This is a genomic window from Oscillibacter sp. 1-3, from assembly GCF_000403435.2.
Taxonomy (GTDB): Bacteria; Bacillota; Clostridia; order Oscillospirales; family Oscillospiraceae; genus Oscillibacter.
On record NZ_KE159707.1, the window covers coordinates 369,191 to 390,747 of the forward strand.

Genomic DNA, 21,557 nt, shown 5'->3' on the forward strand with positions numbered 1-21,557 from the left:
CTTCGGCGTTTTCTTACAATTTCAAATTGGCGTTGACACCTCACGAAAGGGGTGTATCTGCCAAATTTTCGCAAAGCACCGGGACACGGCTGGCACAAAGGCTCCTCTTGAAAGAGCGTTCCAATCCTGGGCGTGAATATCCTGAAAGACAGACGCTAAATCATCACTGATCGCTTCATCATTGCTGTACCACACGCTGCGGCCCGCAAGAAGCCGTTCCCGTTTCTCAATGTTGATGATACGAAACTGGCCCGCCCAATCGTAAAGGTCGCCAAACAAAAAGCGGTGGATGCTTTGCAGGCCCTCCGGCGTAAAGTCGTGGAAGCCCTGTTCGTAGAGCAGCATCATATTTGCGCGGGACTGTTCTGCCTCGATCAAATCCAGCGTCTTTTCATCTTTGATGGAAAGTGCGTTCCGCAGGACAGGAACATCATCATAGAGATAAGGATCAGCCATGCTTTCGTACCTGTGCGGCCAGTTTTGCGTGAGAAGCCAAGAGCGCCTGTTTCATCTGTTCGCCCGTGATCTCGCCTTTTGCCCAACTGCGGGAAAGCACTTGGGCATACCGGGAAACCGGCACACCTTCAATGGCATTGATGGCGTCAGCCGTTTTTACTGCCGCAATTCTCCGCCGAATTTGTGCTGCTGTCATATCGACCACCTCTTTTATAGGATAGCACACAATCGACGAAAAGAAAAGACGATTTTCCAACCACTGAAAAATGATTAAGGAGGCAATATGAGAAAACGTAATTGCAGGGTGGAGATTTACTTCACCAAGACCGAACTGGAAACTCTGACAAAAAAGGTCAGAAAGAGCGGCCTGTCCCGTGAGGGCTACTGCCGCCGCATCCTCAACGGCGCAGTTGTGAAGGAGGCCCCGCCCGCCGAGCTGCCGCTGCTGATCCGGGAGGTGCGGCGTGTGGGCTATAACATCGACCAGCTTTTGAAGCGGGCCAACTCCATCGGCCTGCTGGACGTGCCCCAGCTCCGCAAGGCCCTGGAGGACAACCGGGCCGTGGAGAAGATGATCGTGGACACCTACACCACCCCCTCTGACTGATATGGCCGTGACCTCTATCTGGCCCATCAAGGGGCGCGTGGACAGGGTGATAAACTACGCCCGGAACCCGGAAAAGACCACCGAGGCCAGCTATGAGGAACTGGCGTCCCTCCATGCTGTTGACAATGTGGTGGAGTACGCCGCCGATGATATGAAAACGGAGCGCCGCTCCTATGTGTCTTGCCTGAACTGCCGGGAGGACACCGCCGCCGCCCAATTCATGGAGACAAAGCGGTTATGGGGCAAGCTGGGGGGCCGGGTGTGCTACCACGGGTATCAGTCCTTTCAGGCGGACGAGGTAACGGCGGAAACCGCCCATGAGATCGGCGTCAAGCTGGCCCAGGAATTGTGGGGCGACCGCTTTGAGGTGGTGGTAGCCACCCACTGTAACACCGGCCATTACCATACCCATTTTGTGATAAATTCAGTGTCCTGGGCGGACGGCTACAAATTCTACAATTCCCCCGCCGACTATGCCCATATGCGGGAGGCGTCAGACCGGCTTTGCCGGGAGTACGCCATTTCCGTGATAGAGAACCACGGCGGGCGGGCCAAGCACTACGCCGAATGGCAGGCCGAGCAGAACGGCAAACCCACCCACCGGGGCACCATCCGGGCCGACATTGATCGGGCCATCTGCGCTTCCACCACCGAGCGCGACTTTCTGCGGGTGATGGGTGAAATGGGCTACCAGCTCAAAACAAGGGGCAAGGGCGGCAAGACCTTGAAATACCCGGCGCTGAAACCGCCCGATGCTGGCGGCTACTTCCGCTTCCACAAGCTGGGCGAGGGCTACTCGTTGGAGCAGATCAAGGAACGCATTTTGCAGAACCTCCAAAAACAAGTCCCATTCCCGGAGGCGGTGCATCGTCCGCCCCGCCGTTACCGGGTGCGGGGCAAGCCGAGGAAGAAAGTCACTGGCTTGCGGGCGTTGTACTTCCGTTACTGTTACGAACTTCACATTATCGTCAAACGACCGGCATCCGTCAAGCGGGTGTCTTTTTTGTTGCGGGAGGACATCGCCAAGCTGGACAGGCTGGACGCAGAAACCCGGTTTTTAGGGAAACGGCACATCGACACCATCGGAGAGCTGACCGCCCACCGGGAAACGGCGTCGGCGGAGGTGGACGCCCTGACCTCCCAGCGGCAGGAACTCCGTAAGGAACTGCGGCGGCTGAATCGGCAGGGCGACCCCCTGGCCGTGGATGAGGTGAAGCAGAAGATCAGCGCCCTCTCCACCCGGATCAGGGCGGCACGAAAGGAGGTGGTCTTATGTGACGGCATCGCCCAGCGTTCCGGGCAGGTCAAGGAAAAGCTGGAACGGCTGATAGAGCAAAAGGAAACCGAACGAAAGGAGTTGACACAGCATGAGCTATTCAGGCGACGCGGCGGAGCAGGTCGTGAGGCTGTCCCTGGAAACAGGTGAAGTGGCGGTGAAGCTGGCCGGTGAGGGTGCCAAACAGCTTGCCATCCTCTTGTACGCCATCCTGCGGGAGCAGAAGAAAACCAAGGGCAAGACCCGGCTGACCAATATGCTCCGCAGCGGCAAGGAGCTGAAGGTGTTCGCCGTGAAGGACAGCGATCTTCAGCTTTTTTGCCGGGAGGCCAAGAAGTACGGTGTCCTCTACTGCGTCCTGAAAGACCGGGACGCCACGGACGGGCTGACCGACATCATGGTACGGGCGGAGGACGCCAGCAAGATCAACCGCATCATTGAGCGGTTCGGCCTTGCCACCGTGGATATGGCCGAGGTCAGGCGGGAGATCGAACAGAGCCGTCAGGAACAGCAGAACGACGCCCCGGAAGCGCCAGCGGCGGCAGAGCCGATGACCGAGCAGGAGGTGGACGATCTGCTGGACGCTATGCTCTCCCCCGCCCCGGAACAGGAGGGCGAGCTGCCCGTCCCGGAGCGCACCGCCCCCGAACAAGACAACGATGATTTTTGGGAGGCGGTGTTGGGCGTTTCCCCCACCAGGGAGGAAGGGCAGACCGAAAACCCCACCGAGGGCCGGATCGAGAAATCCCGTCAGTCCGAGCCTACCTCAAAGCCCAAAGAGCCAACCGCACCGGGTACTTCTGAACCGCAGGAGCGTTCCCGCCGTTCTGTCCGGCAGGAGTTGAACGACATCAAGGCGGAACAGAGGGAAAAGGCGGCAAAGGGCAGGGAGCAGTCCAAGCCCACCAAGGGGCCGAAACACAAGGCCCCGCGAAAGTATAAACCCAAACGGTTAAAGGAGCGATAACTATGCCGAATTATGATGATCTGTTCACCAGCCAGCCCGCCCCGCAGGAGGAATTTGACAAAGACGCATGGGCGGCGAAAAAGCAGGCGGAGCGCGAGGGCGTCTACGCCATGATCGACAACTATGTTCACGACATGGGGGTGGACGGCGGCGTGTTCCAAACCTATCTGGACGTGCAGGCCCGCTTTGACCTCTACTCCGTGAGCAACGCCATCCTGATTTCCGCCCAATGCCCGGAGGCCACCAAGCTGTCCGACTTCGACACCTGGAAGGCCGACGGCGTGTACGTCAAGCGGGGCCAGGACGCCATCACCATCCTGGAACCCGGCAAGGAGTACAAAAAGGACGATGGCAGTGTGGGCGTGTCCTACAACGTGAAAAAGGTCTTTGATATTTCTCAGACCAGGGCCAACCAGCGGCCCGCCCCCGCCGTGGCCCGTGACGAGCGGCTTCTGCTGAAAGCCCTGATGAACAACGCCCCTTGCCGCTTCTCCATCTCCAACGAACTGCCGGAGGGCGTCAACGTGGCCTATCACCCGCAGAACAGCGTGATCTATGTGCGGCAAGGGCTGGACGCCCCCACCATCTTCCGGGGAGTGGCCCAGGAGCTGGCCCGCGCCCACATGGACAAGGGCGGGATCGCCTGTGAAAGCCCCGACTTCACGGCATACAGCGTGTCCTATATGCTGTGCAAGCGCAGCGGCGTATCGGTGGAGGGCTTCTCCTTTGACCGCCTGCCGGAGAGCTATGCCATGATGGACGCCAAGGCGCTCCGGGCCGAGGCGGGCATCATGCGGGACGTGGCTGGCACCATCACCGCCGATATGAACCGGCTCTTTGCCGCCCAGGAGAAAGCGCAGAAAAACCGGGACGGCGGCGCGAGGTAAGGGGGGCGCTCTATGCGTGATGAAAAACGTGTGGTCACGCTGAACGGCTTCGAGCAGCGGCTTATGGTGGCGGGCCTGACCGATTTCCGCAACGACGCCCTCCGGGACGGCAAGCCTACCGAGGATGTGGACGACCTCATTCTCAAGGTCATTGACGCGCCGACCAAGCGGGAGAAACGGAGGGCTGACCGTGAGGCAAGATAAGTTTTCCAAGGCCCACCTGACCCTCTACGCCTGCGGCATCATTCCCGTGGTCTGGCTGGCCTTGCTGCTGGCCCCCTATGTGGGCGGCGGTCTGCTGGGGCTGGTGCAGTACGGCGGGGCGGCGCTGAACGACCCGTTCCACATCGTACTGTGCAGGGACAGCCTGAAAACTGTCCTCGTTTTTCTGCTGTGCTATGGGCTGGGCATCGGTATCTACTTCTCCACCGACCGCAACTACCGCAGGCGGGAGGAACACGGCTCCGCCAAGTGGGGCACCGCCCAGGCCGTCAGGAAGAAGTACGCCGACAGGAAAGTGACCGAGAACAAGATACTGACGCAGAACGTAGCCATAGGGCTGGACGGACGCAAACACCGCCGCAACCTCAATATTTTGGTGTGCGGTGGCTCTGGCGCGGGCAAGACGAGATTTTTCGCAAAGCCCAACATTATGAACGCCAACACCAGCTTTGTTTGCCTCGATCCCAAGGGCGAACTGCTGCGGGACACCGGGAACCTGTTGAAAGCCAAGGGGTACGACATTAAGGTGATCGACCTTATCAACATGGAGAAAAGCTACTGCTACAACCCGTTTGTCTATCTCCGCAGCGACAACGACATCCAGCGGCTGGTGACGAACCTGTTCAAGAACACCACGCCCAAGGGCAGTCAGAGCCAAGACCCCTTTTGGGATCAGGCGGCACAAATGCTCCTGCTGGCGCTGGTGTTCTATCTCCACTATGAAGCCCCGCCTGATGAACAGAACTTCCCGATGGTCATGGAAATGATACGGGCCGGGGAAGTCAGGGAGGACAACGACGAGTTTCAATCGCCGCTGGATGAACTCTTTGACCGTCTGGAAATGAGGAACCCGGAGCATATCGCCCTGAAATACTACCGCAATTACCGCTCCGGCAGCGGCAAGACCCTGAAATCCATCCAGATCACGCTGGTGTCCCGGCTGGAAAAGTTCAACCTGGAATCCCTGGCCGGTATGACGCAGACAGACGAGATGGAGCTATGGAGCCTGGGCGAGAAAAAGACGGCCATTTTTGCCGTCATTCCAGATAATGATAGCTCATTTAACTTCATCGTGGGGCTTCTCTACACCCAGCTTTTCCAGCAGCTCTACTATCAGGCGGACGTGGTACACGGCGGGCGTCTGCCCGTCCACGTCCACTTCGTCATGGACGAGTTCGCCAACGTCGCCCTGCCCGATGAATTTGACAAGCTGCTGGCTACCATGCGGAGCCGGGAGATCTCCGTGAGCATCATCATCCAGAACCTCGCCCAGCTAAAGGCCCTCTTTGAGAAACAGTGGGAGAGCATCGTGGGCAACTGCGACGAGTTTATCTATTTGGGTGGAAATGAGCAGGCAACCCACGAGTACGTTTCCAAACTGCTGGGGAAAGAGACAATCGACACGAACACCTACGGACAGTCCAGGGGGCGGAGCGGCAGCTACTCCACCAACTGGCAATTAGCGGGCCGCGAATTGCTTATGCCGGATGAAGTGCGTATGCTGGACAACCAGTATGCGCTTCTTTTTATCCGTGGGGAGCGGCCCATCCAGGACTTCAAGTACGACATTCTGAAACACCCCAACGTGAAACTGACCACAGACGGCGGGGCCGAACCGTACCGGCACGGCGAGGACACCCACAGCATCGCGTCCATCCAATTTGACGAGGAACTGCTGAAGCAGGCGGCGAAATCGGACGAACAGGACGCCGGAGAACACCGCTTCATTCTTCTCACTGAGGAAGAATTGGAGGAATATATCATCAATCATGGAGGTAACACACAATGAGCATTTTCAAAAAAAACGAAAAGAAGAACGACAACCGCCTGCCCATGCTCAACAAGGTAAAGCGGGGCTACCGCTGGTACTGTTCCCTGGTGGCGGTGGTGGCCCTGATGGGCTGCTGCACCATGACGGCCTTTGCCGCCCCCGCCGCTGGCGGCGACCCCCTCACCGTTATCAACAATTTGTCTGAATTCATCTTCGGCCTGATCCGCGCCGTGGGCTTGATCCTGCTGGGCTGGGGCATTGTCCAGGTGGGCCTCTCCCTCCAGAGCCACGACCCCTCCCAGCGTTCCAACGGCTTCCTGACCCTGGCGGGCGGCGTCATTATCACTTTTGCCAAGGAGATTTTGACCCTTATCACCGGCGCATAAGCACTCATTATCCACTGACACGGGGGCAGACCCGCAAGGACGGGTCTGCCCCTAAAAGGAGGTGCTTTGCGTGTCGGATAATTGGGTAGTCCAGAATTTGGAGAACGCTTTGGAGGTCTGGAACGGCAAGTTGAGCGAGATATGGCAACTCATTACGCAATCCCCCCAGGACTTCAAGGGCGGCGCGATCTGGAACGTGGTGGTGGACATCCACGGCGCGTTGCAGGCTATCGGCTACGCCCTGCTGGTGCTGTTCTTTGTGGTGGGCGTGGTCAAGACCTGCGGCAGTTTTGTAGATGTAAAACTTTTTTAGAGAACATAAACGGGAAACAGGCGCTTGCCTTTGGCTTTACGGCCACGGGTAGGCGCTTTTTCTATATCCTCTGGAAATTTTGCGGTGTGGACTTTCAAAACCGGCTATTCGTGAGTAAACAGGCGGAACTACATTCCTCTTTTGAAAACTGAATAGCAGCCGTCAGAGAGATACCTGCCGCAAAGGATAGTGTGCCACGATACGAGCGCGCCCTTTGCTCAATCAGCGCACAGCGCCGGCAGAGAAAACCCGGCCAGAGCTGGGCGGGGAACCGTATGGCGGTCTGCGTTACATATCCCGCAAACGCGGGGTGTGAATTTTCAAAGGAGGAAAACGCCTATGTATCATATCAGGAAAAAACGCCGGGGGAGGTGCCGCCGTGAAGAAGCTGAAAACTGTGGACGCGGACACGCTGCTGTATCAGCCGCTTGACAAGCCCAGCTTCGTGGTGGACGGCCTGATCCCCACCGGCCTGTCCCTGTTCTGCGGGGCACAGAAAATCGGGAAAAGCTGGCTCATGCTGAAGCTGTGCCTGTGCGTGTCGGAGGGCAGGCCCCTGTGGGAGCTTCCTACCGCGCCGGGGGACGTGCTGTACCTGTGTTTGGAGGACACCTTTTACCGCATCCAGGACAGGTTATTCCGGCTGACAGATGAAGCCAGTGAGCGCCTGCGCTTCGCCGTGGCAAGCTGCAAGCTGACGGACGGGCTGGTGGGCCAGTTAGAGGACTATCTCAAGGAGCGCCCCGGCACCCGGCTTATCGTCATTGACACGCTACAAAAGGTACGCACCGCGTCCAAGGACAACGCCTATGCCAACGACTACGGGGACATATCGCTGCTCAAGGATTTTGCGGACAGGCACGCCCTGGCGGTGGTGGTCGTCCACCACATCCGCAAGCAGGGGGACAGCGACGTGTTCAACCGGGTATCGGGGACAACGGGGCTGACCGGCAGCGCCGACGCCACCTTTGTGCTGGAAAAGGAACACCGGGCATCGGACACCGCTTCCCTCTACGCCATCGGCAGGGACATCGAGTACCAGGAGTTCACCCTGCGTTTTCGGGATTGCAGTTGGGAGTTGGTGGAACGGAAATCCCAGGAACAGCTTGCGGCGGCGGAGGTGCCGCCTATTCTTTTTCGGCTGGTGGCCTTTATGGAGGGGCGGCGGGAGTGGTCGGGGACGGCCACCGAGCTTTTGACGCAGATGGAGGAAACGGACACCGCGCCCAACGTCATCACAAAGCTGCTGAACGAGTACCACGCCACCGTCCTGCGCCAGAACAACGTCCGCTATGTGTACCGCCGCACCAAGACGGGGCGGCGCATCGTTCTTTCGCGGGGTGACGGCGTTGACAGCGGTGACGGCTTATTTGGGATGCCGTCACCGCAGGAAACAACCGTCACCCCCGTCCTGTGACCCGGAGGGTCACGCGAGGCGCAGCCCCCCCAAAAAGGGAGTCCAGAGGGAACGTCTGGCACACGGCCTTGCTTGCAAGGTGTAGTGTGTTACACCCTGGAAACGCAGCCGGAAAAATCGGAGATTTTTTCGGCCGCAGGGGTGGCGCTTTCCGAGCCGTGGCGCGAGGAAAGACCCGCCCCTGCACCATGCGTTTCCGGGGTGTTCTCCCGTCAGGGTGACAGCGGCGGGGGGCATCCCAAAATAACCGTCACCGCCGTCACCGCTGTCAACCTGATGGGCGGACGCGCCCCCGGTCTGCCCGCACATTTCGATTGGAGGGATGACCATGCCCTATGCGATATTGCGCTTCCAGAAGCGCAAGGCCGGTTCCGTCGCGGCCTGTGAGCGCCACAACGAGCGGAAGAAAGAAGCGTACAAAAGCAACCCGGATATTGACATGGAGCGTTCCAGGGAGAATTATCATCTTGTGGCCCCGCCCCGGTACACCTACAAAAAGGAGATCAACCGCATGACGGCAGCGGCGGGGTGCCGGGTGCGCCGGGACAGTGTGATGCTGGTGGAAACGCTCATCACAGCGTCCCCGGAGTTTATGAACAGTCTACCACCGGCGGAGCAGAGGGCCTATTTTGCGGCGGCGCTGGATTTTATTTCTGAGCGTGTTGGAAAACAGAATATCATATCCGCCATGGTGCATATGGACGAGACAACGCCCCATATGCACCTTTGTTTTGTCCCCATCACAAAGGAGGGCAAGCTGTCGGCTAAAACCATGCTGGGCAACCAAAGGAGCCTGTCGGAGTGGCAGACGGCCTACCATGCCCATATGTCAGCCAGGTGGCCGGAGTTGGAGCGCGGGGAGTCCTCTATGATAACCAGGCGTAAGCACATCCCCACATGGCTGTTCAAGCTGGGCGGCAGGCTGGACAAGCAGCATGACGAGATCGTAAAGGCCCTGTCCGACATCAACGCCTTTAACGCCGGGAAGAAGCGGGACAAGGCGCTGGCGCTGCTGTCCGCATGGCTGCCTGACATGGAGCGGTTTTCACGGGAAATCCAGAAGCAGAGCGATTATATCAACAGCCTGAAACAGCGGGTCAGCCAGTCGGAGCAGTACGCCGACCATCTGCGGGATGGGTGCTATGCGGAGGAATTAAAGGTGCAGGAGGCCAACAAGCGTATTTTTGAGTTGCAGCGCACCAATCAGCAGTTGGAACGGCTGGTGAAGCTGATACCGCCCGAAGTGCTGGCGGAACTGCAAAAAAGCGGCAGGGATAGGCCGCGAGGGAGGTAAGCACGATGGAAAAGCAGGAATTAACTGTGCTGAAAATAGAGGATTTACGCCCATTTCCGGGCAATCCCTTTCATTTGGTGGAGGATGAACAGCTTATGGAGTTATCGGAGAGTATCAAGGAATTTGGCATGGCCGCGCCCATCCTCACCCGGCCCACGGATGACAAAAGCGGCTACGAGGTCATATCGGGACAGCGGCGTGTCCGGGCGGCGGAGTTAGCGGGGATTGAGAGCGTCCCCGCCTTTGTTCTGCCCATAGACCGTGACCGGGCCATCATCACCCTTGTGGACAGCAACATCCAGCGGGAGAACATTCTCCCGTCTGAGCAGGCCTTTGCCTACAAGATGAAACTGGACGCCATGAAGCGGCAGGGCTACCGCACCGATCTAACATTGTCCCAAGTTGGTACGAAGTCCCGGACGGATGAAATCGTGGCAAAGGGCTTTGGTGTCAGCAAGTCCACGGTACACCGCTTTATCCGTCTGACCGAGTTATTGCCGCCTATTTTGCAGATGGTGGACGAGGGCAGGATCGCCCTCACGCCGGGGGCGGAGCTGTCCTTTTTGACCCTGGAGGAACAGGAAAATCTGTTCACCACGATGGAGAGCGAGGATGCCACGCCCTCGCTGGCCCAGGCCCAGCGCATGAAGAAACTGAGCCAGGCGGGACAGCTTGATATGGACGCCATTTTCGCCATTATGACGGAGGAAAAGGGCAATCAGAAAGAAACCGTCAAAATCGGCATGGACAAGCTGCGGAAGTATTTCCCCAGGGGGACAACGCCCCAGCAGATGGAGGAAACCATTATCCGGCTTCTGGAACGGGAATTGCGGCGCAAGCGGAACCGGGAGAGCCGGTAATTAAAAAGGGTGGTCTGATGATGAAGAATATTGATATAAAAATCACGGAAGAACTCGCCGTTTTGTCTGTCAGCGGCAGCGGCTACACCAAGGAAATCAACCTGGTATCGTGGAATGGCGCGGAGCCAAAGTACGATATTCGCAGTTGGTCGCCGGGGAGGGAGAAATGCGGCAAGGGTATTACGCTGACGCAGGCCGAAGTAAAAAATCTCTTTCTTGCCTTGCAAAAAGTATTGTCTGAATGATGTTTACGAGGGGGAACGCCTGCGGGCGCTCCCCCTCTGCGCTTGATGGGAGGATATACGGCTATGGCAAAAAAGGTCACACGCCCGAAGATAAAGGTACAGCCGGTCTATTCGGGCGGCGCGGATATGCGGGAGGTATTCATCTCCCTGCTGGTGGACGCTGTGCGGCGGGGAAAATGCCCTGTTCGCACCTTTGAGAATTTGAAAGAACCGCAATACAATAAGGGCAGAAATCAGGAAAAGGAGGTCATCTGAATGGGTGTTTTACGGACAGCCCTCTACTGCCGCCTGTCGAAAGACGACATGGCCCAAGGGGACAGCGAGAGCATTAAAACGCAAAAGGCCATGCTGACCCAATACGCCAGGGAGCATAATTTTTTGGTGGTAGAGGTCTATGTGGACGATGGATGGAGCGGCCTTAATTTTGCTGGGGTAAGATAGCGTAACCACAAAAGATGGTGCGCTGTCTTACCCCAGCATTTTGTATTATCAGACGGCAAAACTCTTGACATCAGCGCCAATCTGCCGGAAATAGGATATGCTTTCCGTCGGTTCCTCACCGCTGTCCACTTTGCCCACGAAGCTGTAAAAGATTTCGATTTTTCGGGTGTTTGTTTCCCTGTCCAGCTCATGGACTAAAATGCGGTCGATAAACTCATGGACGCTCTCATAGGTCAGTTCGCTGATCTCCGAGTAGCGGCGCACTAGGGCGACAAACCGTTTCACATCCGCCCCACGCTCCGCAGCGGTGTCGATCTCTTTCCGCAACTCCGCAGTCCGTTTCGTCAACGCCGCTTTCTCGTCCTCATAGCCGGAGGTCAGAAGCGCAAACTGCTCATTTGACAAGCGGCCCAGGGCCATGTCCTCATAGAGTTTACGGAACAACAGGTTCAGTTCATCCATCCGGCGTTCTGCCTTATCCAGTTCTTTCCGCTGCTGGGAAAGGGCCTTTTTCGTGGCCTGCTCCCCGCACTCGGCGGCAGTACGAATAAACTCCTGCTCATGCTCTTTCACATAGGCCAAAACCCGCTGTAAATCGGCAAGGACAAGCTCTTTCAGAACGCTTTTGCGGATGTAATGCGTCGTGCAGAGAAAATCGTTTCTGGCCCGGTTGCGGTAGTTGCCGCAGGTATAAGCGTGTTTCCGCTCCGGCGTTCCAGCTCCCTTTTGGAGATACATTTTGTAGCCGCAGTCCCCGCAGAACAACAGCCCGGAAAACAAGTCGATTTCCTCGGACTTGGTAGGGCGGTGGCGGGTAGCAATACGCTTTTGAGCAAGGGCAAAGGTTTCTTCATCAATCAGCGGTTCGTGAGTGTTGGGGAAGAAATACCGCTTGTCCTCTGGATTTTTCCGTGTCTTTTTGGACTTATAGGACACCTTGCAGGTTTTCGCCGTGATGGTATGGCCCAGGTACTCCTGCCGGGTGAGGATGTCATACAGCGTTTTGTCCGGCCAAGTATACCAGGCGTTAAGCTGGGGGCGAGGAAATTTCTTTCCGCCTTTTCTGCGGTAGCGCAGTTCGCCAACAGTCAAAACCTCGTTATCCCGCAGCCAGTTCTGGATTTCACACATACGGTCGCCCCGCACATACATGGCGAAAATCTGCTTGACAACATGGGCCGTTTCTGGGTCGGGAATAAGATGATTGCGGTCGTTCGGGTCTGCGATATACCCATAGGGAACTTCCCCGTTGACACGCTCTCCCCGCTGGGCCTTGGCCTGCTTGACAGCCCGGATTTTCTTGGATGTATCGCGGGCGTAAAACTCATTAAACCAATTTCTCAGCGGAGTAAACTCGTTATCTTCCCTTGCCGTGTCCACACCGTCATTGATAGCGATATAGCGCACATCGTACTCCGGGAAAATGATTTCGATAAGCTCCCCGGTTTTCAGATAATTCCGGCCCAAGCGGGAAAGGTCTTTTGTTATGACCGTCGCCACATTTCCGGCTTCAACTTCACGCAGCATGGCTTGAAGCCCCTCACGCTCAAAGCTGACCCCAGAAAACCCATCATCCACGAAAAAGCGGGTGTTCAGGAAAAAATGTTCATCAGCGTACCGTTGTAAAATCAGCTTTTGATTTTGGATGCTCTCGCTCTCCCCAGCCTGCATATCCTCTTGGCTCAACCTGCAATAGAGGGCGGTGATTTTGCCTGCCTGCAACATGGTAGTCCTCCTTTCCGGCGGCAGGCAAGCATGGTTATGTACTGATGCCATTTTACCATAGACCGCCGCCCGTGTCAGCTCAAAAATTCACTGTTTATCAAATATTTTGCTTTGTTCCATGTCCTTTTTGATAAGTTTGCGGATTTTCCTGTCCAGGCTGTCCGTGGCCCGGTCGCTGGGTGAGGCACAAACAAGATAGGTCGTTTTGCCGATTTGATACTCCGTCAAGGTGACTTCACGCTGATTTTTCGGCAAAGGTGTTCCCCCTTTCCAAAACGCAGGACAAGGCCCGCAGGGGGGGAGGAACAGGGAAAGGGTAAGCTGTTCCTCCCACCGGGGCCGGTTATCAGTTCACGCCGAGAATGGCGCGGATTAGTTTGTTTTCCAGACGGCTTTTCATGTACTCGTCCAGGCAGGCGTGGGGACAGCCGCTTTCGTCGTAGACCGTTCGGGTGCAGAGCTTGCTTATGTAGCCCTCATAGTACCGCAAGACCTGCTCCACGGCATCGGCGTCCCCGGCGCGGGCCGCATCGCTCACCGCCAGCGGCAGCAGTTCACGGCCTTTGTAGTTACGGCGCTTCATAGTGCTAACCTCCTTTCCTCGCTGTCAATTTTGTCCGCAGGACCTTCAGCGATTTTGTTCTGCGCCGCTGGACGGCACTCCGGGACAGTCCCAGGGCCTCGCCGATCTCGCTGTCCGTCAAGTCCAAAACCAGGCGCAAAATTAAAATGCTTTGCTCCTGCTCCGGCAGACTGGCAAAGGCGTCGGCCACCTGTTGGCTTCTGATCGGCAGGTCGCAGCCACAGTAAGAGAACACATAGCTGTCGCTGGGGTAGTCGTCAGCCGAACACAGCTTGTCCATCGCCGTTTGAGGCAGACGCTCCAACGACGTTTCCCGGCTGGCCCGCCGCTTCATTTCCCGGATATAGTCGATTGCCTCATGCTTCAATACGGTCTTGCAAAAGGCATCAAACCTGTACCGTTCGCCATAGTCGCGGGGGTTGGTTTCCATCTTCTCACCCCCTTTCGTTTGGGGATGGTGGTGGTACTTTCCCTTTCCGCTAACAGAGCGTTCAGCGGCACAGGTTTTGCGCGCAAAACCGCTTTCCGCAGAGAAAAAATCAAAGAAAAATTTCCGGGCCGCAGGAAACGACAAAAACCGCCCGGCAGGTCATAGACCCACCGGGCGATTTGCACTGTATAGTTTACTTTATTTGTACTGTATAGTATAATCTCGTGGCCGCAATTCCCCCAGGCGGGGGACGGGCTTTTTTTGACAAGTCAAGAGCTGTCAGATTGTGTCGAATAGCTGCATATTTCATGGCGGCTGCCTCCTGTCAGCCGCCGCACTTTCCAGCGTTACCGCGTCATTATTTTAGGTGATAAAAGAACGGCGGCTTTGATTTGTAAGCCGTCGTTCGCAAATGAGCGTGATTATAGACTGCTGCACGACGGCTTTTTTTCTTTTGCCGTCGTGCGGCAGTTTTTCAAATATTGGCTATATGGCAGTTTTCCAATCTGATATTACTGCAAAAAGTTGAGAACCAGGGCAAGGGCGACAATCCCCAGCATCATCAGCACCAGCGCCACGCTGATTACTGTGGACATGATATTGACGGCGCTCCGGCTTTCCTCGCTCTTTACGCAGATCACGGAGAGCAAGAGGCCCGCCAGCGCAAGGACGATGTTGCAGACCGCCCAAACCATGCGTACTCCATCCGGCAGAGTGATTTTCAGAAACACCGGGACAAGGGTTGCCAGCGGCAGCAGACTGACAATCAGCGCCGCCAGACTGAGCTTTTGAAGTTTTTTTGTGACTTCCATACGATTACCTCATTTCCTTTTTTCCAAATTGTGTGATTGACAGGGCAAGCAGGACAGCGAATACAGCGATTGCACAGGGTAGGAACGGTATCAAATCAAATGCGGCGTCAGAGGTTTCCGCTGTAAAATCATGCAGGGAGCAGGACACCAGATAGCCGCTGTAACAGTAGGGATAAGCAATCCAGAGCGGTGTGTTGGCAACCAGGATGCCGGGAATAACCAGCAACAGATTTAGTCCTACGGAAAGCAGAGGTTTTTCAAATAGCACTGTAATCGCCCACATCGTCGCCAAGCAGGGGAGCATCGTCAGAAACAGCCCGACACACCATTTCAAAAGGTAGAGAACAGGTAAAGTTTCTGTAACACCCAGTGTTGAAGTCGCCACCATGCCAGCGACTATGAATACTGCCAGAAAAACGACCATCTCCATGAACAGATAGAACATCAGGACGCAAAACTTTGCCAGGGAAAGGGCTTGACCGCTGACTGGCAGGGCCAGCATTTTCAGGATGCCATTGTTCTGTGTTTCCCGCCCTGCAATCATCACGCAAACCACGATCATGCTGAATGGCAGCAGATAGTAAGCGTAGACCAAGGCGCTCTGAATGAACATAGCGGGCCATGCGTTGGTGTACTCCGGCGTGAAATACCGGCTTAACGCCGCCACCCCGGAAGCCACTACCAGCAGCGGGGCAATAAAAATCAGCGGAACGATCTTTGAGCGTTTCACTTTCATAAACTCAATGCCAAGCAAATCTAAAAAGTTCATGCGGATCCTCCCTTACTCATAGCGCAGATTTTTTGCCATCCACAGTCCAACACCGAGGAAAAGGAGCGTTTCGATTAGAGCAAACAGCACCACCAGCATATCCGGCTGTGCGCTCATAGCCACCGCAGGCTTAAACATCACAATGAACGGATGCACCATCAGAACCGTTGCGGCTGACGGCGCCAGGGCCATCCCGCTCAAAAAACCGGCAACTCCCACGCCAAGAGGAACCCACATATTTTCAAAGCGTGAGGAAATCAGCACCATAAAGGACAGCACCGGCATGGATGTGATAAACGAAAAGGCCGTAAAGCGGAGCAGCGTTCCCATTTCAAATGTTCCCTGCGGCAGATCGCTCATACCGATTTTCATGAGCGCCAGATTTTCCAGAGCTACCGCCACAAAGAGCATGACGGTCAAGATCAGGAATTTGCAGAGATACATCCCCGGTACGCTCATGGGGAGCATATACATTTTTTTGATTGCGCTGCCCTTAAACTCCATGTTGTAGACCATGCAGGAGGCGACAACGATACCGAACAGGTTCAGTATCATAATCATGCCGTAAAGCTGGGTCAGCAGTACGTCCATCGGGGCCAGCGGAAGATTGAGCAGCGTATCTTTTCGGACAAGGAAGTTGACAAAGGCATAGGCCGCGCCTAAAATACCGACAGCCAGCAGCACCGGGATCACCCCTGTCCGCTTTTCTTTCCGCAGTTCGATTACAAGCGCCCTCATAGCTTTGCCCTCTGCTTTCTGGCGGCGTTGTCCTGTTCCACGATGGAGAGGAACACATCTTCCAGGTTATCGGCGGACATTCCTGCCTGCCTTGCGCTGTGCCGCAGATCGTCCAGGCTGCCCTCAAACAGCAGCCGTCCATGATTGAGGATGCCGATGTCGTCCGCCATCAGCTCAATTTCCGACAGCATATGAGAGGAAATGAGGATGGTGCAGTCGTACAGATCAGGCAGGGATTTTACCAGATTGCGAATTTCATGGATGCCGGAGGGGTCAAGGCCGTTGGTCGGTTCGTCCAGAATGAGGATAGGCGGACGGCCCAGCAGCGCCCCGGCGAGGCCAAGCCGCTGTTTCATACCCAGGGAATACTTCTTTGCGAGGCGATCTCCAAATTCGGACAGCCCTACCAGCTCCAGGGCGTCCTCCACGGTGTTTTGACCCAGGCCCAAAATCCGGCGTATCACATCCAGATTTTCCCGGCCCGTCAGGTTGGCGTAGAACGAGGGGGCCTCAATGAAAGAGCCGATCTCCCGCAGAATTTTCAGCCGGTCGTTGGGAAACTGCTTCCCATCAATGATGAAACGGCCCTTTGTGGGGGCGGTCAGCCCCAGGAGCATCTTCATGGTGGTGGATTTGCCCGCTCCGTTTGGGCCGAGAAAACCGTAAATACTGCCCCTGCGGACGTGGATAGAAACATGGTTGACGGAGGTGAAACTTTTGTATTTCTTCGTCAACTGCTCTGTGGCGATGATATAGTCCATAGACACATCTCCTTTCTGCCCCTATGGTACAGCATCAACCTGACTTCTACATTCTCGCGTCCTTACTTTTACCTTACTTTTTCATAATGGCGTTCACAAAGCGGGTGGGCCGTGTTATAATCAAGTTGCAAGTTGACAAATCGGAGTTAATAATAAGGAGGAGACTGAAATGCTGGAATTGTACGATATACCACTCACCTACAGAGAAGGTACGTACCGTGTGATTGATTTTAGTAAGGACATTGACAGAGATGGCGTTATCTCCTTTGACTATGACACACAGTATCAAATGCTTGAATATGACATTCCTGTTGGGAAAGAGCGGCGTGAGATGACTCTGTACAGCGTACCGGAGGATGAATTCATTCGGACGCTGCGTGCCGTCTATGACAAGGATGGAACACTTCAGAAGATCACAGCTGTGCTTGAGGGCTGCGAAACACTTTTATACATCCGCTATGAAAGCGAGGAGGATGCTAAGGAGAAAATTCGGAAATTTGCTATCCGAAATGCAGATGTCATAATCGAGCAGATTCAACAATGCACAGATGCTATAGCAAGGCTTTTTATCGACTACTACTGTGACAGCGATAACATGGATTACCATGCAGTGGTTGGCACTGCGGCGCAAATGGAGGAGGTAAGACAGAAAGGGCTTTATGAGGATTCCTGCGACTATTCCGGCAACTACTCGTCTGAATATATGGAAGGCGACGATAGGATGCTGATTACGATGGTGCGCTGTGCCGAGGGGCATCCGTCAGAAAATTTTCGGTATGCCATAGAAATCATGTCGCAGCATATTGAGAAATATGCTTTGGAAGCGTTACACAAGACGGAGGATTTCAAATTTATCTGTGCGGAATATGATTAAGAAACGAGTGAAAATAGCGGAAAGAAAAGTGTTATCATGCGTGAGAAATGATGTCAATTTTCCGTTTATTGGGGAGACACTACGATGGACAATTCTTTTTTACACAGCAAAAAGCTCCTGCTGGTCGATGACGAGCCGGAGCTTTTGACAATGGTATCAGCTATTTTAGCGGACGAGGGTTTTTCGCGCCTTGTGACCGCCGCCAATGTGAAAGAGGGAATTGCCGCCGCCAAAGCGGAAAAACCTGATTTAGCGATTTTGGATGTGATGCTTCCGGACGGCGACGGCTTTTCCCTGATGGAGCAGATACGCGCGTGGACGGATATTCCCGTGATTTTTCTGACGGCCCGTGACGAGGCGGCGGACAAACTGGCGGGGCTGGGCCTTGGAGCGGACGATTATATCGCAAAACCCTTTCTGCCCCAGGAATTTCTGCTGCGGGTTTACGCCGTTCTGCGCCGGTGCTACAAAGAGGACGCAGCCGTTTTGAAGCTGGATAGCTGTACGGTAGATTTCAGCCGGGCCGAAGTGGATAAGGGCGGTGAGATACTTCCCTTGACAGCGATGGAGCATAGGCTGCTGGAAACTCTTGCGAAGAATGAGGGTCGCATTGTGACCGTGGACACGCTTTGCGAGGCCCTATGGGGCGACAATCCTTTTGGCTATGAAAACAGCTTGAACGCCCATGTGCGGCGCGTCCGGGAGAAAATCGAGGCAGACCCGTCAAAGCCAGTCTCCCTGCTGACAGTCAAAGGGCTGGGCTATAAGCTGCTGGCGAGGAAATAATGCGTGGGGGATAAACAAGGGCCATGAAAAAAAGCCATTCCAAAACACATTTGCTTTTCTATGTCCTGATAACAATGCTGCTTGCCTTGATCGTATGGACGATTTGGGGAAATACAGCGCTAATGGCAAATTCAATTACTCTTTCCGGCAATCAGATACCCTCGGAGTTTTCCGGGTTTAGAATTGCACAGATTTCTGATCTGCATAACGCTGAATTTGGAGAAGAAAACTCGAATTTATTAAACAGCCTTTCCGAGAGCAAGCCGGATATGATTGCAATAACGGGCGATCTGGTAGATGCACAGCATACGAACATAGATGTTGCTCTTTCTTTTGCTGAAAAGGCGGTTCAAATTGCGCCGGTCTATTATGTGACGGGCAATCACGAAGCCAGCCTGTCACAGTACAGTGAGCTTAAAACAGGTCTTGAAGCCGTTGGCGTGATCGTTCTTGAGGACAAAGCAATACAGCTTGAACACAATGGCTGTATTGTCACTTTGATGGGACTTTCAGACCCTAATTTTACAATCAAAAGTAATATCTTCGATGAAGTCCCCGCTATTATAAGCACCAAGTTGAATGACCTGATGGAAGATAAGGCTGGCTATACGATTTTGCTTTCACACAGGCCGGAATTGTTTGATACCTATGTAAGCTGTGGTGTTGATTTAGTTTTAAGCGGTCACGCACACGGCGGGCAATTTCGGCTGCCGCTGATTGGCGGGCTGGTTGCGCCCAATCAGGGATTTTTCCCAAGGTACGATGCTGGCCTATATACAAACGGCGGCACAAATATGGTTGTCAGCCGTGGTCTTGGAAACAGTATCATACCGCTTCGTTTCAATAATCAGCCTGAAATCGTATTAGTGGAGCTTACGGCAGATTGACAGGCAAAGGGGTGAAATAACCGATGAAAGCATTTGGAAAATATATCGCAAAATATCTTCTCTCCTTTTTTGCCTTTGCGCTGGTGCTCCTGCTTGTCAACATTCTGGCGTTTGCTTTGACGTTCGGAGGTATCGTATTCAGGGAATACGGTTCGGCATCACCGGCAAATATGTTAGAGGCCGTGGCCGCTGATCTGTCAGCATCCGGCATATCGGAAGAAAGGTTGCAAGAATTAAACCGCAATCAGATTTGGGCTATGCTATTGGATGCAAGCGGGCGCTGTATTTGGGAGGTATCTTTGCCGGAAGAAATACCGACACAGTACACCATTCAGAATGTGGCCGTGTTCTCGAAAGGCTATCTGCAAGACTATCCTGTTTTTGTGCGGAACACAGATAATGGTCTGTTGGTGTTGGGCTACCCAAAAGACAGCTTTATGAAGCTGACAGGAAACTATTTCCCAATACGGGCAATCAGGATTTTCCCGCTCTTTGTAACCGGCATCCTGGCAATAGACATCGTGCTTCTGTTTTTGGTCTACTACTTCTCAAAAAGAAGAATTGCAGAAAATACGGAGCCGATTATGGCCTCTATTAAAACACTGTCCGCTGGCAAACCTGTTGATCTGTCCATTCGGGGCGAGTTGTCGGAAATTGCGGATAGCGTTAATCAGGCATCCCAGGTGTTGAGCAGACAAAACCAGGCCCGCGCCAACTGGATCAGCGGCGTTTCTCACGACATCCGTACACCGCTCTCTATGATTATGGGATACGCCCAGCGGATTGCCGGAGATCACGGGGCCAGTGGGAATATTCAGCAGGAGGCAGAAATCATCCGGGCGCAGAGCGCAAAAATCAAAGACTTGGTGCAGGACTTGAATTTAGTGTCGCAGTTGGAATATGAAATGCAGCCGCTCCATAAAGAGCCGGTACGCCTGTCCAAACTGTTGCGCTCTTATGCGGCGGATTTGCTTAATGCAGGTATCGGTGAGAAACATTCTATTGGGGTTGATGTTTCTTCCGAAGCGGAAACCGCAGTTATAGAGTGTGACGCCCGTTTGATTTCGCGGGCTATCGGTAACTTGGTGCAGAACAGCATCAACCACAATCCGCAGGGGTGCGATATTTTCCTGTCCCTTGATTGTTCATCGGAAGATGTTTCAATCACAGTTGCGGACAATGGCGTGGGTATGTCCGCTGAAAAATTGCGGGAATTGGAAGAAAAGCCACACTATATGGAAAGCACCGATGAACGGCTGGACTTACGGCATGGGCTGGGGCTACTGCTTGTACGGCAAATCGTAGAGGCGCACGATGGGATAATGAAGATCGAAAGTACGCCGCAAAGTGGATATAAAACAATTTTGACATTTCGCTGGCCGCGTTCTCTCAAGTGATGTATTTTACAAATAATCATAAACACTTGCTTCTGGTGAGTGTTTTATTTCTCGAAAACGCTTTGAGAGCAGGACGGAGAAACGGGAAAACGCTAACGTAGCAAGCATAGGGAGTGTGGCCACACTCCCGAAAAACGGCCAAATCCGGCCCCTGTCGGGCCGTGTCCGTTTTTGCTTGTTGGGATAATCCCAAACCCTTATGAAGAACGTAAACGGCAACCACAGAAATAATGCGGATGCAACGATGTATTTTCGTCAGGGTAATCCCAAAAAATCTGCATCAAGACCCGAGAACAGCAAGAGGAAAAATTTATGGGTCAGGCGTAGAAAAAGCAACTCCCGGAGGTATTGAAAACACAGATTTTTTTCGTGGGTGTCGGAGAGTGGCGAGGTGTTTATATCTGTTTCCCCGAAAATTGGGGTAACTCTTTCTACATAGCCCCTCCGGCACTTTGACTGACAGCCCTAAACAAGCTCACCAGCCTACGCATTTAGGCCCTGTCCAGCGGCCTGTTTTCAGGGCTTCCAGGTGGCGGTCAGATAGGGGGTAATACGATTTGACCTGCACCCTCGAAAATGAACTTCTAACTGCGTAGAAACGGGAGAGGAAAGCCCTGCGGCCAATATAGGGCTGCTATGTAACGCTTTAGGAG

27 protein-coding genes and 1 pseudogene are annotated in these 21,557 nt (G+C 54.4%); 18 read left to right on the forward strand and 10 right to left on the reverse strand.

Features of this window, described 5'->3' with window-relative positions:
* Positions 1–21 precede the first annotated feature (21 nt).
* Both C816_RS08215 and C816_RS08220 read right to left on the reverse strand, forming a co-directional pair.
* Entirely contained in the window at positions 22–456 is a 435-nt protein-coding gene (locus C816_RS08215; protein WP_016321922.1) for a Fic/DOC family protein, read from the reverse strand.
* Entirely contained in the window at positions 449–712 is a 264-nt protein-coding gene (locus C816_RS08220) for an antitoxin VbhA family protein (RefSeq protein ID WP_242832161.1), read from the reverse strand. The genes C816_RS08215 and C816_RS08220 overlap by 8 nt, the downstream gene beginning before the upstream one ends.
* 27 nt (positions 713–739) lie before the next feature.
* Here C816_RS08220 and C816_RS08225 point away from each other — a divergent pair, with 27 nt between their 5' ends.
* The 14 genes and pseudogenes from C816_RS08225 to C816_RS08290 all read left to right on the forward strand — a co-directional run bounded on the left by C816_RS08225 (position 740) and on the right by C816_RS08290 (position 11,142).
* The gene (locus C816_RS08225) at positions 740–1,063 is read left to right on the forward strand and encodes a plasmid mobilization protein (protein ID WP_016321923.1); all 324 of its coding nucleotides are present in this window, start codon (positions 740–742) and stop codon (positions 1,061–1,063) included.
* Between the two features lie 37 nt (positions 1,064–1,100).
* Complete coding sequence (locus tag C816_RS08230) at positions 1,101–2,489, forward strand: relaxase/mobilization nuclease domain-containing protein (RefSeq protein ID WP_242832162.1); 1,389 nt, start codon at positions 1,101–1,103, stop codon at positions 2,487–2,489.
* The gene (locus C816_RS08235) at positions 2,431–3,306 is read left to right on the forward strand and encodes a PcfB family protein (RefSeq protein ID WP_016321925.1); all 876 of its coding nucleotides are present in this window, start codon (positions 2,431–2,433) and stop codon (positions 3,304–3,306) included. The genes C816_RS08230 and C816_RS08235 overlap by 59 nt, the downstream gene beginning before the upstream one ends.
* Positions 3,307–3,308: 2 nt before the next feature.
* The gene (locus C816_RS08240) at positions 3,309–4,193 is read left to right on the forward strand and encodes a hypothetical protein (protein WP_016321926.1); all 885 of its coding nucleotides are present in this window, start codon (positions 3,309–3,311) and stop codon (positions 4,191–4,193) included.
* Positions 4,194–4,205: 12 nt separating this feature from the next.
* Positions 4,206–4,397 carry a hypothetical protein gene (locus tag C816_RS08245; protein ID WP_016321927.1) on the forward strand — a complete coding sequence of 64 codons (192 nt, stop codon included), beginning with the start codon at positions 4,206–4,208 and terminating at the stop codon, positions 4,395–4,397.
* Positions 4,384–6,204 (forward strand): VirD4-like conjugal transfer protein, CD1115 family, encoded by a 1,821-nt coding sequence (locus tag C816_RS08250; RefSeq protein WP_016321928.1) that lies wholly within the window; start codon positions 4,384–4,386, stop codon positions 6,202–6,204. The genes C816_RS08245 and C816_RS08250 overlap by 14 nt, the downstream gene beginning before the upstream one ends.
* A complete protein-coding gene (locus tag C816_RS08255; RefSeq protein ID WP_016321929.1) occupies positions 6,201–6,572 on the forward strand; it encodes a hypothetical protein in 372 nt (123 codons plus the stop codon). The genes C816_RS08250 and C816_RS08255 overlap by 4 nt, the downstream gene beginning before the upstream one ends.
* Before the next feature lie 70 nt (positions 6,573–6,642).
* Positions 6,643–6,876 (forward strand): annotated as a pseudogene (locus C816_RS08260) (hypothetical protein); the annotation flags it as partial.
* Between the two features lie 388 nt (positions 6,877–7,264).
* Positions 7,265–8,302 carry an AAA family ATPase gene (locus C816_RS08265; RefSeq protein WP_016321931.1) on the forward strand — a complete coding sequence of 346 codons (1,038 nt, stop codon included), beginning with the start codon at positions 7,265–7,267 and terminating at the stop codon, positions 8,300–8,302.
* A gap of 328 nt (positions 8,303–8,630) precedes the next feature.
* Positions 8,631–9,596: a MobV family relaxase gene (mobV, locus tag C816_RS08270; protein ID WP_016321932.1), complete on the forward strand. Its 966-nt coding sequence runs from the start codon at positions 8,631–8,633 to the stop codon at positions 9,594–9,596.
* A 5-nt stretch (positions 9,597–9,601) separates the two neighbouring features.
* A complete protein-coding gene (locus C816_RS08275) occupies positions 9,602–10,456 on the forward strand; it encodes a ParB/RepB/Spo0J family partition protein (protein WP_016321933.1) in 855 nt (284 codons plus the stop codon).
* Positions 10,457–10,476: 20 nt separating this feature from the next.
* The gene (locus C816_RS08280; protein WP_016321934.1) at positions 10,477–10,701 is read left to right on the forward strand and encodes a YdbC family protein; all 225 of its coding nucleotides are present in this window, start codon (positions 10,477–10,479) and stop codon (positions 10,699–10,701) included.
* 63 nt (positions 10,702–10,764) lie between these two features.
* Positions 10,765–10,956: a hypothetical protein gene (locus tag C816_RS08285; RefSeq protein WP_016321935.1), complete on the forward strand. Its 192-nt coding sequence runs from the start codon at positions 10,765–10,767 to the stop codon at positions 10,954–10,956.
* The gene (locus C816_RS08290) at positions 10,957–11,142 is read left to right on the forward strand and encodes a recombinase family protein (RefSeq protein WP_016321936.1); all 186 of its coding nucleotides are present in this window, start codon (positions 10,957–10,959) and stop codon (positions 11,140–11,142) included.
* A 48-nt stretch (positions 11,143–11,190) separates the two neighbouring features.
* Here the strand turns inward: C816_RS08290 and C816_RS08295 are convergent, their stop codons facing one another.
* The 8 genes from C816_RS08295 to C816_RS08330 form a co-directional block, all read right to left on the reverse strand.
* Positions 11,191–12,867, reverse strand: coding sequence for a recombinase family protein (locus C816_RS08295; RefSeq protein WP_016321937.1), 1,677 nt, complete (start codon positions 12,865–12,867; stop codon positions 11,191–11,193).
* An 87-nt stretch (positions 12,868–12,954) separates the two neighbouring features.
* Positions 12,955–13,122 (reverse strand): transposon-encoded TnpW family protein, encoded by a 168-nt coding sequence (locus tag C816_RS08300; RefSeq protein ID WP_016321938.1) that lies wholly within the window; start codon positions 13,120–13,122, stop codon positions 12,955–12,957.
* A 91-nt stretch (positions 13,123–13,213) separates the two neighbouring features.
* Positions 13,214–13,450 (reverse strand): helix-turn-helix domain-containing protein, encoded by a 237-nt coding sequence (locus tag C816_RS08305; RefSeq protein WP_016321939.1) that lies wholly within the window; start codon positions 13,448–13,450, stop codon positions 13,214–13,216.
* A 4-nt stretch (positions 13,451–13,454) separates the two neighbouring features.
* A complete protein-coding gene (locus tag C816_RS08310) occupies positions 13,455–13,880 on the reverse strand; it encodes an RNA polymerase sigma factor (protein WP_016321940.1) in 426 nt (141 codons plus the stop codon).
* A gap of 512 nt (positions 13,881–14,392) precedes the next feature.
* Positions 14,393–14,692, reverse strand: coding sequence for a hypothetical protein (locus C816_RS08315; RefSeq protein ID WP_016321941.1), 300 nt, complete (start codon positions 14,690–14,692; stop codon positions 14,393–14,395).
* A gap of 4 nt (positions 14,693–14,696) precedes the next feature.
* Entirely contained in the window at positions 14,697–15,461 is a 765-nt protein-coding gene (locus C816_RS08320; protein WP_016321942.1) for an ABC transporter permease, read from the reverse strand.
* A 12-nt stretch (positions 15,462–15,473) separates the two neighbouring features.
* Complete coding sequence (locus tag C816_RS08325; protein WP_016321943.1) at positions 15,474–16,199, reverse strand: ABC transporter permease; 726 nt, start codon at positions 16,197–16,199, stop codon at positions 15,474–15,476.
* Positions 16,196–16,960: an ABC transporter ATP-binding protein gene (locus C816_RS08330; protein WP_016321944.1), complete on the reverse strand. Its 765-nt coding sequence runs from the start codon at positions 16,958–16,960 to the stop codon at positions 16,196–16,198. Before C816_RS08330 ends, C816_RS08325 begins: the two co-directional genes overlap by 4 nt.
* 169 nt (positions 16,961–17,129) lie before the next feature.
* Between C816_RS08330 and C816_RS08335 the strand changes: the two genes are divergently transcribed.
* The 4 genes from C816_RS08335 (at position 17,130) to C816_RS08350 (ending at position 20,904) form a co-directional block, all read left to right on the forward strand.
* Positions 17,130–17,834, forward strand: coding sequence for a hypothetical protein (locus C816_RS08335; protein ID WP_016321945.1), 705 nt, complete (start codon positions 17,130–17,132; stop codon positions 17,832–17,834).
* A gap of 84 nt (positions 17,835–17,918) precedes the next feature.
* Positions 17,919–18,620, forward strand: coding sequence for a response regulator transcription factor (locus C816_RS08340; RefSeq protein ID WP_016321946.1), 702 nt, complete (start codon positions 17,919–17,921; stop codon positions 18,618–18,620).
* A gap of 23 nt (positions 18,621–18,643) precedes the next feature.
* Complete coding sequence (locus C816_RS08345; RefSeq protein WP_016321947.1) at positions 18,644–19,507, forward strand: metallophosphoesterase; 864 nt, start codon at positions 18,644–18,646, stop codon at positions 19,505–19,507.
* A 23-nt stretch (positions 19,508–19,530) separates the two neighbouring features.
* Positions 19,531–20,904, forward strand: a complete 1,374-nt coding sequence (locus C816_RS08350) for a sensor histidine kinase (RefSeq protein ID WP_040655130.1) — start codon at positions 19,531–19,533, stop codon at positions 20,902–20,904.
* The last annotated feature ends 653 nt before the right edge of the window (positions 20,905–21,557 follow it).

Bases quoted from the DNA above. Each gene is read 5' to 3' on its own strand.
- C816_RS08215 (WP_016321922.1), bottom strand. From the start codon at position 456: ATGGCTGATCCTTATCTCTATGATGATGTTCCTGTCCTGCGGAACGCA.
- C816_RS08225 (WP_016321923.1), top strand. From the start codon at position 740: ATGAGAAAACGTAATTGCAGGGTGGAGATTTACTTCACCAAGACCGAA.
- C816_RS08235 (WP_016321925.1), top strand. From the start codon at position 2,431: ATGAGCTATTCAGGCGACGCGGCGGAGCAGGTCGTGAGGCTGTCCCTG.
- C816_RS08240 (WP_016321926.1), top strand. From the start codon at position 3,309: ATGCCGAATTATGATGATCTGTTCACCAGCCAGCCCGCCCCGCAGGAG.
- C816_RS08245 (WP_016321927.1), top strand. From the start codon at position 4,206: ATGCGTGATGAAAAACGTGTGGTCACGCTGAACGGCTTCGAGCAGCGG.
- C816_RS08255 (WP_016321929.1), top strand. From the start codon at position 6,201: ATGAGCATTTTCAAAAAAAACGAAAAGAAGAACGACAACCGCCTGCCC.
- mobV (WP_016321932.1), top strand. From the start codon at position 8,631: ATGCCCTATGCGATATTGCGCTTCCAGAAGCGCAAGGCCGGTTCCGTC.
- C816_RS08275 (WP_016321933.1), top strand. From the start codon at position 9,602: ATGGAAAAGCAGGAATTAACTGTGCTGAAAATAGAGGATTTACGCCCA.
- C816_RS08280 (WP_016321934.1), top strand. From the start codon at position 10,477: ATGAAGAATATTGATATAAAAATCACGGAAGAACTCGCCGTTTTGTCT.
- C816_RS08285 (WP_016321935.1), top strand. From the start codon at position 10,765: ATGGCAAAAAAGGTCACACGCCCGAAGATAAAGGTACAGCCGGTCTAT.
- C816_RS08290 (WP_016321936.1), top strand. From the start codon at position 10,957: ATGGGTGTTTTACGGACAGCCCTCTACTGCCGCCTGTCGAAAGACGAC.
- C816_RS08295 (WP_016321937.1), bottom strand. From the start codon at position 12,867: ATGTTGCAGGCAGGCAAAATCACCGCCCTCTATTGCAGGTTGAGCCAA.
- C816_RS08305 (WP_016321939.1), bottom strand. From the start codon at position 13,450: ATGAAGCGCCGTAACTACAAAGGCCGTGAACTGCTGCCGCTGGCGGTG.
- C816_RS08310 (WP_016321940.1), bottom strand. From the start codon at position 13,880: ATGGAAACCAACCCCCGCGACTATGGCGAACGGTACAGGTTTGATGCC.
- C816_RS08315 (WP_016321941.1), bottom strand. From the start codon at position 14,692: ATGGAAGTCACAAAAAAACTTCAAAAGCTCAGTCTGGCGGCGCTGATT.
- C816_RS08320 (WP_016321942.1), bottom strand. From the start codon at position 15,461: ATGAACTTTTTAGATTTGCTTGGCATTGAGTTTATGAAAGTGAAACGC.
- C816_RS08325 (WP_016321943.1), bottom strand. From the start codon at position 16,199: ATGAGGGCGCTTGTAATCGAACTGCGGAAAGAAAAGCGGACAGGGGTG.
- C816_RS08330 (WP_016321944.1), bottom strand. From the start codon at position 16,960: ATGGACTATATCATCGCCACAGAGCAGTTGACGAAGAAATACAAAAGT.
- C816_RS08335 (WP_016321945.1), top strand. From the start codon at position 17,130: ATGCTGGAATTGTACGATATACCACTCACCTACAGAGAAGGTACGTAC.
- C816_RS08340 (WP_016321946.1), top strand. From the start codon at position 17,919: ATGGACAATTCTTTTTTACACAGCAAAAAGCTCCTGCTGGTCGATGAC.
- C816_RS08345 (WP_016321947.1), top strand. From the start codon at position 18,644: ATGAAAAAAAGCCATTCCAAAACACATTTGCTTTTCTATGTCCTGATA.
- C816_RS08350 (WP_040655130.1), top strand. From the start codon at position 19,531: ATGAAAGCATTTGGAAAATATATCGCAAAATATCTTCTCTCCTTTTTT.